This window comes from Streptomyces incanus, assembly GCF_042656345.1.
Classification (GTDB): Bacteria; Actinomycetota; Actinomycetes; order Streptomycetales; family Streptomycetaceae; genus Streptomyces; species Streptomyces incanus.
In genome coordinates, this window is the sequence record NZ_JBHSPC010000164.1 from 164631 (window position 1) to 178092 (window position 13462).

The window sequence follows — 13462 nt, forward strand, 5'->3', positions numbered from 1 at the left end:
GTCGAGACATGCCAGAGCAGACGTGCGACCGCCAGGGCCGTCCCCCGCAGGTGCAGTCGAGAGGCGAAACGACCGCACGGTTCATGGCGGCGTTCCACAGTTGGTGGGCACGCCGCCACGGTCACGCACCCCCCGCATCCGATACCGGCGGCGGCCGGCCCCCGGCGGCCGAGTCGTGGAACAGGCTGCCGGCCGCGTCCTCCGCCGACGAGGCCGTGCGCAGTGCCCCGCCGGAGAGCACCCTGTGGCGGATGCGGACGACGGTGCGGGACGAACCGGGCGCGCTGGCCGCGCTGTGCACGGCGCTGGCCGGGGAGAGCGTCGACATCCTGAGTCTGCAGACGCACCCGCTGGGCACGGCCACGGTCGACGAGTTCCTGCTGCGGGCCCCCGCCGACCTGCCCGGCACCGGTCTCACGGCGGCGGTGTCGGGCGCCGGTGGCACCGACACCTGGATCGAGCGGGCCGACGCCCACGACCTGGTGGACGCGCCGACCCGAATGCTGGGCCTCGCCACGCGTACGGCACTGGACGCCGCAGAACTCCCGTTGACACTCCGGCAGTTGCTGGGGCGGTGCACGATCCGTTCACTGCCCGCCGCGCCGGGTGCCGGCCGACAGGCGGTGGAGGGTGTGCCGGCCGAGGGGACCCTGGAGGACACCGTGATGCGACTGCGCGCCCCCGAGGGCGGTGTGATCACCGTGGAGCGGCCGTATCTGCCGTTCACGCCCACCGAGTTCGCCCGAGCCAGGGCCCTGGTGGAGCTGGACGCCCGGCTCGGCCCCCGGGTTCCCCGCGGCCAGGACGTCCTCACGCTGCCCGAGGGCAGCGACACCACCGTGCGCCGGGCGGACACCGGCGACCTGGAGGCGGCAAGGGCGATGCACGAGCGGTGCTCGCCCGAGACCCTGCGCCTGCGTTACCACGGGCCGGTCGGCGACGTGGACCGCTACCTGAACCACCTGCTCGGCCCGCGCTTCGGCCGTACGCTCGCCGTGCGGACGGCCTCGGGGCGGATCGTCGGCCTCGGCCATCTGCTGTGGGACGGCGACGAGACCGAGGTGGCTCTGCTCATCGAGGACGCCTGGCAGCGCCGGGGCATCGGCGGCGAACTCCTCGCCCGGCTGGTGGCGATGGCCGGCGAGGCGGGCTGCGCCCATGTCTACGCCGTGACGCAGGCGTCCAACACCGGCATGGTCGCCGCGATGCGCGGCCTGGAACTCCCTCTCGACTACCAGATCGAGGAGGGCACCCTGGTCATCACCGCCCGCCTGGACCAGCGGCCGAACCGCCACGCGCGGGAGGAGCGCAGCGAGCAGGAGCACGGCGGCTCCCGCATCGGCCACCGGTCGTAGGCCATTGGGCCATTGGGCCATTGGGCCATTGGGTCATTGGGCCATTGGGTCATTGGGCCATCGCACCACGGAACACGTGGACGGGACGGACGCACGGACCCGATGCCCGGTCCGGATGCGCATCCCGAACGGACCGGACACGCCGACGGAGCGGTCCGGCGAATTCCGCCGGGCCGCTCCGTCGGTGTTCCGTGGCCGCCCCGCGTGCGCGCGCGACGTCTCGGCCCGGCGCCCCGTCCGGTCTCAGCCCAGCGCCCCGTCCAGGTCGGCCCAGAGGTCGTCGACGTCCTCCAGGCCGACGGAGAGCCGCAGCAGCCGGTCGCCGACTCCCGCGGCCCTGCGGTCACCGGCGTCGACGATGCGGTGGCTGATGGACGCCGGGTGCTGGATGAGGGAGTCCACGCTGCCGAGGCTCACCGCCGGGGTGATCAGCCGTACGCCGCCGATCACCTCGTGCGGATCCCCGTGCACCTCGAAGGAGACCATCGCCCCGCCGATGCGCGGGTAGTGCACCCGGGCCACACGCGGGTCGGCGGTGAGCCTGCGGGCGAGTTCGGCGGCACCCGCCGAGGCTGCCCGGACCCGTACCGGCAGTGTCGACAGCCCCCGCAGCAGCAGGTAGCCGGCCAGTGGATGCAGCACGCCGCCGGTGGCGAACCGTATCTGCCGCAGCCGCCCCGCGAACTCCTCGTCGCAGGCCACCACCCCGGCCAGGACGTCCCCGTGCCCGCCGAGGTACTTGGTGGCACTGTGCAGCACCAGCCGCGCCCCGTGCTCGGCCGGACGCTGGAGGACGGGCGTGGCGAAGGTGTTGTCGACGAGCAGCGGCACGGAGCCGCAGCCCCGGGCGAGTGCCCGCAGATCGACCTCGGTCAGGGTCGGGTTGGCCGGTGACTCCACCAGCACCAGACCGGTGTCGGGGCGCAGTGCGTCGGCGACCCCCGCCGGGTCGGTCCACGTCACCTCGGAGCCGAGCAGCCCGGCGGTCAGCAGGTGGTCGCTGCATCCGTACAGGGGGCGTACGGCGACGACGTGGCGCAGGCCCATGGAGCCGCGCACCAGCAGGACGGCGCTGAGCGCGGCCATGCCGCTGGCGAAGGCGACGGCGGCCTCCGTGCCCTCCAGGCGGGCCAGGGCGGTCTCGAAGCGGGCGACGGTCGGGTTGCCGAGCCGACCGTAGACGGGCGGCCCGTCCGGTTCCGCGCCGGTGGCGGCGAAGGCATCGATCCGGGCGGCCTCACCGCGGCTGTCGTAGGCGGGGTAGGTGGTGGACAGGTCGATCGGCGGGGCGTGCAGCCCCTGCCGGGCCAGGTCGTCCCGGCCTGCGTGCACGGCCTCGGTGGCGAGTGCTCTCGTGGTGCTGCGCGTGCCCCTGCGTACGTCCATGCCCCGAAGGGTGAACACCGGCCGGGTTACGGGAACCGATCTCCGTGTTACGTTCGGCCAGTGGCTGATTCTGTCGTACTGGATCCGGTGGATCTTCATCTGCTGCGACTGTTGCAGAACGACGCCCGGACGACGTACCGGGACCTCGCCGCGCAGGTGGGGGTCGCGCCGTCGACCTGTCTGGACCGGGTGACCCGGCTGCGGCGCTCCGGCGTGATCCTCGGGCATCGGCTGAAGCTGGACCCGGCCAAGCTGGGGCGAGGGCTCCAGGCGCTGCTGTCGGTGCAGGTCAGGCCGCACCGGCGGGAGCTGGTCGGGCCGTTCGTGGAGCGGATCCGGAAGCTGCCGGAGTCGCTGACCGTCTTCCACCTGACCGGACCGGACGATTATCTGATCCATGTCGCGGTCGCGGACATGGCGGATCTGCAGCGACTGGTGCTGGACGAGTTCACGTCGCGGCGGGAGGTGGCACGCGTGGAGACGCGGCTGATCTTCCAGCAGTGGGACTGCGGTCCGCTGCTGCCGTCTTCGCCCTCGGCTCAATCCGGGTGACGTCCGGCGGGCCGCGTACCAGGATGGTCGCCATGTCTGAGACCAACAGCCCGCTGCCCCGCGAGGTCGCCGACGCCTACGTCGACGATCTCATCGCCCTCGACCCGGTCACCGGTACGTACCTCGGCGTGCAGGAGAGTTACAGCCGCCTGCCCGATCTCTCCCCCGCGGGCCAGGCCGCGCTCGCGGAGCTTCAGCGGGCCACACTCGCCCGGCTCGACGAGGCCGAGGCCAGGCCCGGCGCGGACAGCGGCATCGAGCGCCGCTGCGCCCGGCTGCTGCGGGAGCGGCTCACCGCGGAGCTCGCCGTGCACGAGGCCGACGAGGGTCTGCGTTCGGTCGGCAACCTGGGCACCGTCGCCCACTCGGTGCGTGAGGTGTTCACCGTGACGCCGACGCAGACCGAGGAGGACTGGGCCGCGGTCGCCGAGCGGCTGCGCGCGGTACCGGCCGCGCTGACGGGCTACCGGGAGTCCCTCGCGCTCGGCCTGGAGCGCAAGCTGTACGCGGCGCCGCGGCCGACCGCCACGTTCGTCGGTCAGCTCACCGAGTGGGCGGACACCGGTGAGGGCCGAGGCTGGTTCGAGGACTTCGCCTCGCCGGGTCCGGACGCGCTGCACGCGGAGCTGGACGAGGCGGCGCGTTCCGCGACCGCGGCCGTGGTGGAGCTGCGGGACTGGATGCGCGACGTGTACGCGCCGGCGATCGAGGGCGCTCCCGACACCGTGGGCCGGGAACGCTACGCCCGCTGGTCCCGCTACTACAACGGCACCGACCTCGATCTGGACGAGGCGTACGCTTACGGCTGGGCCGAGTACCACCGGCTGCTCGGCGAGATGAAGAAGGAGGCCGAGAAGGTCCTGCCGGGCGCCGGCACACCGTGGGTGGCGCTGGCGCACCTCGACGAGCACGGCCGGCACATCGAGGGCGTCGACGAGGTCCGCGACTGGCTGCAGGGCCTGATGGACAAGGCGATCGACTCGCTCGACGGCACCCACTTCGAACTCGCCGAGCGGGTACGGAAGGTGGAGTCGCGGATCGCCCCGCCGGGCAGCGCGGCGGCGCCGTACTACACGCCCCCGTCGGAGGACTTCTCCCGGCCCGGTCGTACCTGGCTGCCGACCATGGGACTGACCCGCTTCCCCGTCTACGACCTGGTGTCGACCTGGTACCACGAGGGCGTCCCCGGCCATCACCTCCAGCTGGCGCAGTGGGCGCACGTCGCCGAGGACCTGTCCCGCTACCAGGCCTCCGTCGGCATGGTCAGCGCCAACGCGGAGGGCTGGGCGCTGTACGCGGAGCGGCTGATGGACGAGCTCGGCTTCCTCGCGGACGCGGAGGAACGGCTCGGCTACCTGGACGCGCAGATGATGCGGGCCGCCCGGGTGATCGTCGACATCGGCATGCACCTGGAACTCGAGATTCCGGCGGACTCGCCGTTCCACCCGGGCGAGCGCTGGACGCCGGAACTGGCCGAGGAGTTCTTCGGGGCGCACAGCAGCCGTCCCGCGGACTTCGTGGAGAGCGAGATGACCCGCTATCTGACGATCCCCGGGCAGGCCATCGGCTACAAGCTCGGCGAGCGGGCCTGGCTGCTGGGCCGGGAGAACGCCCGCAAGCGGCACGGTGACGCCTTCGACCCCAAGGCGTGGCACATGGCGGCGCTGTCCCAGGGCTCGCTGGGCCTGGACGACCTGGTGGAGGAGCTGTCGGCGCTGTGAGCCGGGCCGTCGGCGGCCGGCCCCGGAGCGGCTCCACCGGCGTCGGCGCCGGAAGCCTCCCTCAGAGTCGATGACCTGCCCCGTGATCCGGTCCGCCTCGTCCGTGGCCAGCCACGCGATGAGGCGGACGGGGTCGTCGGGCATCCCCCGCCGACCGGCGGGGAAGCGTGCGGCGACGGCGTCGTAGGCGTCGCCGGTGAGGTGGCCGGTTTCCACCGGGCCGGGGTTGACGGTGTTCACCGTGACGGCGTGCTCGGCCGGCGTGGTCGCCAGGGAGCGGGTGATCGAGGCGAGCGCGCCCTTCTGGAGGGCGTAGGCGATCTCGCCCGGCATCCCGCCCGCGATGTCCTGCCCGGACGTCATCATCATCACGCGCCCGCCCGGGGTGCGCGGGGGCAGAGCGGCCCGGTGCCGGGCATGGGCCCGGACGAGCAGGATCACCGAGCGCGTGTCGACGGCCCAGTGGGCGTCGGGCATCGCGGTGTCGACCGTGTCGAGGGTGCCGTCACAGCCGCTGAGTGCGTGGTTGGCGACGAGGGTGTCGAGCCCGCCCGCCGAGTGCGGCGGCGGCCCGGTCGAGCAGTTCGGCGGGCACGGCCGGGTCGGAGAGGTCACCCGGCCCGGACATCACCCGCGCCGAGGGGTCACCGATGGCTTCCCGTACGGAGGCGGCCACCTCCTCGGTGCGGTCGGCGCCCCAGGGCATCGCGGCGTCGTGCGGCACGTGGTGTGCAGGTAGACGCTCGCTCCGTGGGCGGCGGGACGTCGGGCGACCGCGTGTCCGATGCCGCCGCGCCGGCCGGCCCCGGTGACCAGCGCGGTCCGGCCGCGCAGGGGCAGGGGATCACGGCGGAGTGTTTCGGGTGCGGGGTGCGGAAGTCGGGGCAGGGGCACACATGATGGTGGGGACCAAGGCCCGGCGCACACCAATACCGCGGCTCCGCTCCACGTCTTGCGGCGGCCGGCCCGGCTGCGTACGGCGGAGCGTGCGGGGTCGACGCGATCGCGGCGACCGGGGCCTGGCTCAGCCCACCCCGTGTGTCCGTACCGTCGAACCCGAGCGGCCCTTCACCACCGCGAGTTGGGCGTGGATGCGCCGCCGCAGGTCGGGGACGTGGCTGACGATGCCCACGCTGCGGTCGCGTTCCCGCAGGGAGTCCAGGACGTCCAGCACCTCGTCGAGGGTCTGGTCGTCGAGGCTGCCGAAGCCCTCGTCGATGAAGAGGGTGTCCAGCCGGACCCCGCCGGCCTCGTCGGTGACGACGTCGGCGAGACCGAGGGCGAGGGCGAGCGAGGCGAAGAAGGTCTCGCCGCCCGAGAGGGTCGCGGTGTCCCGCTCCCGGCCGGTCCACGCGTCCACGACGTGCAGCCCGAGGCCGCTGCGGCCGCGCCCGGTGCGGTCATCGGAGTGCACCAGGGTGTAGCGGCCCGACGACATGCGGTGCAGCCGCGCGGTCGCCGCGGCGGCGACCTGTTCCAGGCGGGCGGCCAGGACGTAGGACTCCAGGCGCATCCTGCGTTCGTTGGCGGCCGAGGTGCCGGCGGTGAGGCCCGCCATGCGGGCCACCCGGTCGTACTCGTCGCGCAGCGGTGCCAGCCGGCGCGCCGAGGCGGTGGCCCGCGCGGAGAGCCGGTCGAGTTCGGCACAGCGGCGGGCGGCGGCGTCGCGCACGGAGGCCGCCTCGCGCACCCTGCGGTCCGCGTCCTCGCCGGTACGCTGCGCGGCGGCGAGGTCGGCGGGGGGCTGCTGGGCGGCGGCCGCGGTGTCGGACTCGGCGAGCACCGCGCGTACGGCGGCCTCCTCCTGCTGCCAGACGTCCAGTCGGTGCTGCAGTGCGCGATGGGTGGCCGCGTCGAGCAGTGCCTCGGCCGCCGCCCGAGGGGTGTCGAAGCCGGCCCGGAAGGCGGCGTCCGCGAGCCTGGCGTCGGCGTGCTTGAGCCGCTGCGCGGTGCCCTCGGCGAGCCGGACGGCATCGGCGGCGTCAGCGAACCGCGCGGCGTCACGCTCCAGTTGGGCGGCGCGCGCGGCCACGCTGTCCGCGGCACCCCGCGCCTTGGTCAACTCACCCTCCAGCGCGGCCTGTTCCTGGTCGAGGCGCTCGCGGACACCCGCCCGCGCGGCGGTCCGGATCTCCGCCTCACGCTGTGCGGTCAGCCGCCGCTCGTGTTCGTGCTCCGCCTGTCGCAGCTGCTCCTGCGCGGAGTGCAGTACGGAGGCCGCGTCCCGGGCCCGCACGTACTGCCCCTCCAACTCCTCCACCTCGTGGGCGAGTTGGTCGGTCGGCGTGTCCCCCGCCTCCGCTCCGGCGGCGGCCAGCGCCTCGCGGACGACGCCGAGGCGCCGTTCGTGGCCGGCATGGCGTTCCTCGGCGCTCTGGTGGGCGGCGAGGGCGCGCTCCTCCGCCTCGCGGTCGACATGGCCGGCGTCCTTGCGGGCGGGGGCAGGGTGTTCGAGGGCACCGCAGACCGTGCAGGGTGCGCCGTCGGTGAGGCCCGCGGCGAGTTCGGCGGCGATGCCGGCCAGTCGCTGTTCCTTGAGGTCGAGCCAGTGCTGCTTGGCCGCGAGCGCCTGCTCCTGGGCCCTGCGGGCCTGCTCGGCGGCGCGGTCGGTGTCCTCGGCGAGCTGGTCCCGCAGCCGTGCGGCGTTCAGCCGCTGGTGCGCGGAGTCGCGTTGTACGGCGAGTCCGACGGCATCGGTCGCGGCCGCCTGCGCGGACTCGATGCGGGCCTGGAGCCCGGTCCGGGTCTCTTCCCAGCCGGTGAGCCAGGCGGCCGACTCGTCCAGCACGTCGTCGTCGGCGCGCTCCTGGCGGTCCAGGCCCACCCGCTCGTCGAGGAGTCCGGCGAGCCGTCGCTCGGCGCGGCGGGCCGACTCGAGACCGCCCAGTTCCTCGGCGGCCCGGCGCGCGCCGGCCGTGAGCCCGGCCACGCCCGCCTCCTTGTGGGCCGCGGGAAGCATGGCACGCGTGCGCGTCTCGGCGTCGACCGCCTCCCGGTGTTCGGCGTCGGCGGACTCCCGCAGTTCCAGCGCGGGGGCGACCGCCTCGGCCTTGCGGGAGCGGTCCAGGAGCGTCTGCGCCTCCTGCCGGGCACCGTCCTCCCCCGCCAGTCGCGCCGCGCGCTCCCGTGCCTCGGCGAACCGCCTTTGCAGCCGGTCCCGTTCGCGTACGTCGTCCAGTGACCGGTCGGCGGCGGCCTGCGCGGATTCGGCCGCGGTGAGGCGGCAGCGGGCGACGGTGAGCTGTTCGCGGGCGGTGCTGCGGGCGACGGCGGCTGCGGTCAGCACGCTCTCGGCCAGTCCCGGATCGCCCGGCGCGAGGTCGTCCAGCCGCATCGCCTCGCCCCCGGCCTGCTGCATCCGGTGCGCGTCGGCGAGCAGGTCCGCGTCGCCGTCCCGCACTCGGGACTCGGTGGCGCGGCGGCGCTCCGCGAGGTGCTTCTCCACGTCGGCGAAGCGGCGGGTGTCGAAGAGTCGGCCGAGCAGCTTGCCGCGCGCCTCGGCGTCGGCGCGCAGGAACCGCGCGAAGTCGCCCTGGGGCAGGAGGACGACCTGGCAGAACTGCTCCCGGCTCATGCCGAGGAGCTGGGTGATCTCCTCCCCGATCTCCTGGTGGGAGCGGCTGAGGTCCTTCCAGGCCCGGGCAGTCGGGTCGTACTCGCGCAGCCAGGTCTGCGCCTTGTCGAGGGTGGTGCCGGTGCCGCGCTTCTTAGGTCGCTGCCAGGGCGGTTGCCGGGTGACCTCGAGCCGGCGCCCGGCGACGGTGAGGTCGAGGGTGACCTCGGTGCGGACGGCGGGGGCGGCGTGGTCGCTGCGCAGTGTCATGCCCTGCCCGCTCTGCCGGGCGCCGGGGACGGTGCCGTACAGGGCGTAGCAGACGGCGTCGAGTATCGAGGTCTTGCCGGCGCCGGTGGGGCCGTGCAGCAGGAAGAGGCCCGCGGCGGACAGCTCGTCGAAGTCGACGGTGAGCGAGCCGCCGAAAGGACCGAAGGCGGTGAGGTCGAGTTGGTGCAGCCTCACCGCGCCACCTCCCGTACGGCCTCGTCGGCGCGGACGGCGTCGATGGCGTCCCGCAGGACGGCCCGCTCCCGCTCGTCGGGGCCGGCGCCGCGTACGTGGGCCACGAAGTCCTCCGCGATCTGCTGGTCGTCGCGGCCGGCGAGGCGGTGGGCGTAGGACACCGCGGGGTCGTCGGGCGCGCGTTCGGGTTCGAAGACGAGGCTGAGGGTGTGCGGGAAGCGTTCGGTGAGCCGGGCCATGGGGTCGGCCGGGCGGGCCGGGTCGGTGAGCGTGGCCTCGACCCACGCCTCGCGGTGCGGCTCGAGCCCGGGGTCGGCGAGCAGTTCCTCCAGGGTGCCGCGGATCCGGGCGAGGGCGCGCGGCACCGGGCAGTCGATCCGCTCGGCGGCGACGCTGCCGTCGGCGGCCAGGTCGACGAGCCACATGCTCTTGCGGTGGTCCGCCTCGGAGAAGGAGTACGGGAGGGGGGAGCCGGAGTAGCGCACGCGCTCGGTGAGGGTCTGACAGCCGTGCAGATGCCCGAGCGCCACGTAGTCGACGCCGTCGAACACTCCGGCGGGTACGGCGGCGACCCCGCCGACGGTGATGTCCCGCTCGCTGTCGCTCGGGGTGCCGCCGGTGACGAAGGCGTGCGCGAGGACGACCGAGCGGGTGCCGCGCGGACGGGCGGCGAGGTCGGCGCGAACCCGGTCCATGGCGGCGGCGAGCACCGTCTCGTGGCCCGCCTTCTCCACCCCGAACTCCTCCTTGACCAGTGCCGGTTCCAGATAGGGAAGTCCGTAGAAGGCGACGTCTCCGTACCTGTCGGACAGCATCACGGGGGTGCCGCTCGCCGAGGGGGCGGTCCTCAGATGGATGCCCGCGCGCCCGATGAGTCCGGCGCCGACGCCGAGGCGGCGGGCCGAGTCGTGGTTGCCGGAGATCATCACCGTGGGCACGCCCAGGTCGGCGAGGCGGTGCAGGGCGTCGTCGAACAGCTCCACCGCGGCGAGCGGCGGCACGGCCCGGTCGTACACGTCTCCCGACACGACCACCGCGTCGACGGCGTGCTCGTGCACGGTCGCCACGAGGTGGCCGATGAACTCGGCCTGGGCGCCGAGCATGCCGACCCGGTGGAACGGCCGGCCGAGGTGCCAGTCGGAAGTGTGCAGAATTCTCAAGATGCGGCTCCGACCTGCATGTTTCCCCTTACTCAGCCCCTGTAGTCAGCACCGAACCAGCACGGTCCTCGCGGTCAGCACCGACCACGCTAGCGCCCGTCAGCACCTGATCCATCACGGCCCTCAGTCTGCCACCAGCGTCCGGGGTCAGATGGCCATAGATGTCGGCCGTGATCTGGATGGTGGAGTGACCAAGCCACCTCGACACTTCGAGGAGTGATACGCCGCCGGCGATGGCACTGCTTGCAAAGAAGTGGCGCAGCGTGTGCGCGGTCCACGGCTCGTCACCGAATCCCGCTCTCCTCACTGCGGCCTTGAATTCGGTTCGATAGTTCGAGTCGAGCACTTCCCCGCCATGATGGGCATGTAGGAGGTAGCCATCGTGACCAACACCATAACGTTCTACATGAAACCTGACCGCCGCCAAGACTGAGGTCGGCACCGGAACATCGCGCCACTCGCCCTCCTCGCGAGCCTTTAGGGGCGCCAATTCCGCCTTATATCCACCAGCACTGTGGGTGCCGATTAATCATCCGCCCTGCTCAGGCGACATGTTGGTACTCGTGAAGGATTCCGCCGAGTCGATCTCGTCGGTGAACCTTCAGGTGCGCGATCTGTCCTGGTTCGGTGATCGGTTCGGGTAGCGGACGGAGCGGAGCCGCTTGCCCCAGTGTCCGGTGCGGGCGATGCTCGTTGTAGAAGGACTCGAACTCGCGCAGCGCGTGGAGTAGATGGCGCTGGTCCCATATGAGGGTGCGGTCCAGCAGTTCGCGGCGGCAGGTCTGTATCCAGCGCTCTACGGTCGAGTTCATCCGCGGCATCCGGATGCCGCTGGTGACGACCTCCAGGCCGGCGTCGGTCAGCACGGCGTCGAAGGCCTGCGTGAACCTCGAGTCGCGGTCGCGGATCAGGAATCTGGCCCTGCTGCCCGCGTCCTCCAGGTCCATGACGAGATTGCGTCCGAGCTGCACCATCCAGTCCGCGGTGGGGTGCGCGGTGGCGCCCAGGATCCTGATCCGCCTGGTGGCGTGTTCGATGACCGCGAAGACATACAGGCGAGCCCCGGTGAGCGTGCGGGCCTCGAACAGATCGCACGCCAACAGCGCGGCGGCCTGGCTGCGCAGAAAGTCGGCCCAGGTCGTGCTCTGCCGTTCGGGCGCGGGCGGGATGCCGTGCTCCTTGAGGATCTCCCAGACCGTGGAGGCGGCGACCTTGATGCCCAGTGCCGCGAGCTCGCCGTGAATCCGGCGATACCCCCACGAGCTGTTCTCCCGGGCCAGGCGCAGGACCAGGGCGCGGATCGACCGGACGGTGGGTGGGCGTCCGCGCCGCTTCGGCAGGCAGGTGGCGGCATGTCGTTGCTTGAGCAGGTTGCGGTGCCACCGCATGATCGTGTCGGGGCGTACCAACAGCAGGAACCGGCGCAGCTTCTCCCTCGGGAGGCAGTGGAGCAGGCCGGCGAGGATGGCGCGGTCGGTGTCTGTGAAGGTGGGCTTGCCGACCTGGCGTTGCAGGACCAGCAGTTGGTGCCGCAGGGCCAGGATTTCGATGTCCTTCTCTCGGTCGCTCATCGGCAGCAGGCGCAGGAGCGCCAGGGTGTTGGTCGCGGCGAGGTAAGCCAGGCGGAGCAGCACGACAGATGATGATGCCGCCGTCCAACCTCCATGTGAACGGCGAGGTACGGGCCGCGAGACCGCGGGACTCCCGGCACCGCCCCGACTGCCCGTCAGAGGTCTCTGATCGCCACGCGGTCGCCGCACAGCTTTGACCAGTCGTCGCGGTCGGAGGTCAGGACGAGCACGGGGGCCGGTGAACGGAGGGCCATCGCGGCGACGAGGGCATCGATGGCGTATTTGTGGCCGTGGAGGCCGCCGGCGTCTTGCAGCAGCCGCACCGCCGTCATGGAGTCGGCTTGGTTGACTTCCTCGACCTTGAGTCGGGAGAGCACCCAGTTCAGTCGCGCGGTGTCCGTCTTGCCGTAGACAGCTTCCACGATGGTCAGGACAGAGACCAGCACGGGAACGCCCTCCCGGCGTGCGGCCTCGATCCTGACGACCATCCGTCGGTCGTTATCCAGCAGCAGCGACAGAGCCTGCGAGTCCAGGACGATGGAACGGGCGGGCGGTTCCTTCACGCGGCACTCTGCCCGGCCGCGCCCGGCTCCTGTCCGTCACCGAACAGCTCGCGGTGCGCGGCCTGGACCTCCTGTTCGGTGAGGGGGCCGTGTTCAGCCTCGTGGGCGGCAACGATCTCGGCGAGCCCGTCCATGGCCAGCTGATGACGGACGGCCTCGGTGATGTAGGCGGATACTCCGCGCTTACCGGTGCGGGAGCGCAGCGCACCGACGAGGTCGGAGGGCATGGACACGGAGATGTTCTCCGTACTACCGGGCCTGGAAGTCTTCACACCCCCTAGTGTACGACATGGTTTATTACAGCACCCTGTGCGGGCCGGCCGCTCTCCTGGGCGGGCCGGCCATCAGGCGGCCAGCCGCCGCCCTGAACGCTACCGGCAGCGATCCCGCCGCCGTCCGTCCCCGAGCGGGAAGGACGGCGCTGGGGGCCTACACCTATCTGTTACGTCACCGTGTACAGCCTCACCGGCGGGCTGACCTCGCTGCCAACCGCCCTCGGGCCGAAGCCGGGGTAATCTCCGCCGCCGACACCTTCGGCCTGTTCCCCTCTTGGGCCGCGCCGACCTGCGGCAGTCCCGGCTGTGCGGGGCATCGCGGGCTCGACGATCCCGCCGGGCGTGGGCGTCGACGGTCGGCGAAACGGTGCGGCATGAGGTCCGGTATGGGATAACGAGCGGCCACCGGCATCGGTAGGGTTTGCACATGAGCGACTCGCCGGTGTCCGGTGCCGTGATCACCCCGTATACGGCTTTCCTTGACGATCTGGGGCGTGAGCCGTCGGCGGCCGAGTGCGAGCGGTGGGCCAGGGAGCACCCCGGTGCCCCGGAGGAGCCACGTGCCCTGGTGGATGCGGGTTGGTTCACGGCGCGCGGCGGCCGGCACGAGGAGGCCCTCGCGCTCTTTCGCCGCGCGGTGGAGTTCGGGGGCGAGTTCGGCAGGGACGCCCAGGTCGGCATCGTCGACCAGCTGTACGCGCTGCGCCGCGGGCAGGAAGCCGAGGAGGCACAGCGCGCTCTGCGGGCCGAACTCGACGCCCAGCCTGCAAAATTCACGGATCTGCGGATCTTCGATGACATGGTCGAGGTGCTGACCGAGGCCGGCGAGAGCGAGTCGGCCCTTAAGTGGTGCGAGGCAGG

Annotated in this window: 10 protein-coding genes and 2 pseudogenes; 4 read left to right on the top strand and 8 right to left on the bottom strand. The window is 72.5% G+C overall.

From position 1 onward, the window contains the following. Positions 1 to 8 precede the first annotated feature (8 nt). Entirely contained in the window at positions 9 to 1355 is a 1347-nt protein-coding gene (locus ACFP2V_RS36980; RefSeq protein WP_381220517.1) for a GNAT family N-acetyltransferase, read from the top strand. A gap of 199 nt (positions 1356 to 1554) precedes the next feature. Here the strand turns inward: ACFP2V_RS36980 and ACFP2V_RS36985 are convergent. After that, positions 1555 to 2741: pseudogene (locus ACFP2V_RS36985) on the bottom strand (trans-sulfuration enzyme family protein); the annotation flags it as partial. 60 nt (positions 2742 to 2801) lie between these two features. Here ACFP2V_RS36985 and ACFP2V_RS36990 point away from each other — a divergent pair. Further along, positions 2802 to 3293, top strand: a complete 492-nt coding sequence (locus ACFP2V_RS36990) for an Lrp/AsnC family transcriptional regulator (RefSeq protein ID WP_381220520.1) — start codon at positions 2802 to 2804, stop codon at positions 3291 to 3293. Between the two features lie 32 nt (positions 3294 to 3325). Further along, complete coding sequence (locus ACFP2V_RS36995; RefSeq protein WP_381220523.1) at positions 3326 to 5014, top strand: DUF885 domain-containing protein; 1689 nt, start codon at positions 3326 to 3328, stop codon at positions 5012 to 5014. Positions 5015 to 5059: 45 nt separating this feature from the next. On the opposite strand, the pseudogene ACFP2V_RS37000 reads toward ACFP2V_RS36995, so the two are convergent. The 7 genes and pseudogenes from ACFP2V_RS37000 to ACFP2V_RS37030 form a co-directional block, all read right to left on the bottom strand. Further along, positions 5060 to 5902: pseudogene (locus ACFP2V_RS37000) on the bottom strand (SDR family oxidoreductase); the annotation flags it as partial. A gap of 136 nt (positions 5903 to 6038) precedes the next feature. Beyond that, on the bottom strand, positions 6039 to 9032 hold the full coding sequence (locus tag ACFP2V_RS37005; RefSeq protein ID WP_381220526.1) for an AAA family ATPase: 2994 nt from the start codon (positions 9030 to 9032) through the stop codon (positions 6039 to 6041). Further along, positions 9029 to 10192, bottom strand: coding sequence for an exonuclease SbcCD subunit D (locus ACFP2V_RS37010; protein ID WP_381220528.1), 1164 nt, complete (start codon positions 10190 to 10192; stop codon positions 9029 to 9031). The genes ACFP2V_RS37005 and ACFP2V_RS37010 overlap by 4 nt, the downstream gene beginning before the upstream one ends. Positions 10193 to 10220: 28 nt before the next feature. Beyond that, positions 10221 to 10634: a tyrosine-type recombinase/integrase gene (locus tag ACFP2V_RS37015; protein ID WP_381220531.1), complete on the bottom strand. Its 414-nt coding sequence runs from the start codon at positions 10632 to 10634 to the stop codon at positions 10221 to 10223. Between the two features lie 100 nt (positions 10635 to 10734). Then, positions 10735 to 11826 (bottom strand): integrase core domain-containing protein, encoded by a 1092-nt coding sequence (locus ACFP2V_RS37020; protein WP_381220534.1) that lies wholly within the window; start codon positions 11824 to 11826, stop codon positions 10735 to 10737. A 92-nt stretch (positions 11827 to 11918) separates the two neighbouring features. Next, positions 11919 to 12326 carry a type II toxin-antitoxin system VapC family toxin gene (locus ACFP2V_RS37025; protein WP_381220537.1) on the bottom strand — a complete coding sequence of 136 codons (408 nt, stop codon included), beginning with the start codon at positions 12324 to 12326 and terminating at the stop codon, positions 11919 to 11921. Next, complete coding sequence (locus ACFP2V_RS37030) at positions 12323 to 12598, bottom strand: hypothetical protein (RefSeq protein WP_109376692.1); 276 nt, start codon at positions 12596 to 12598, stop codon at positions 12323 to 12325. The genes ACFP2V_RS37025 and ACFP2V_RS37030 overlap by 4 nt, the downstream gene beginning before the upstream one ends. A 430-nt stretch (positions 12599 to 13028) precedes the next feature. On the opposite strand from ACFP2V_RS37030, the gene ACFP2V_RS37035 reads away from it, so the two are divergent. Further along, positions 13029 to 13462 (top strand): hypothetical protein (locus ACFP2V_RS37035; protein WP_381220541.1); only part of this gene is annotated, 434 nt, incomplete at its 3' end.

Excerpts from the sequence above, each read along its gene's own strand:
- ACFP2V_RS36995 (WP_381220523.1), top strand. The coding sequence starts at position 3,326 with ATGTCTGAGACCAACAGCCCGCTGCCCCGCGAGGTCGCCGACGCCTAC.
- ACFP2V_RS36980 (WP_381220517.1), top strand. The coding sequence starts at position 9 with ATGCCAGAGCAGACGTGCGACCGCCAGGGCCGTCCCCCGCAGGTGCAG.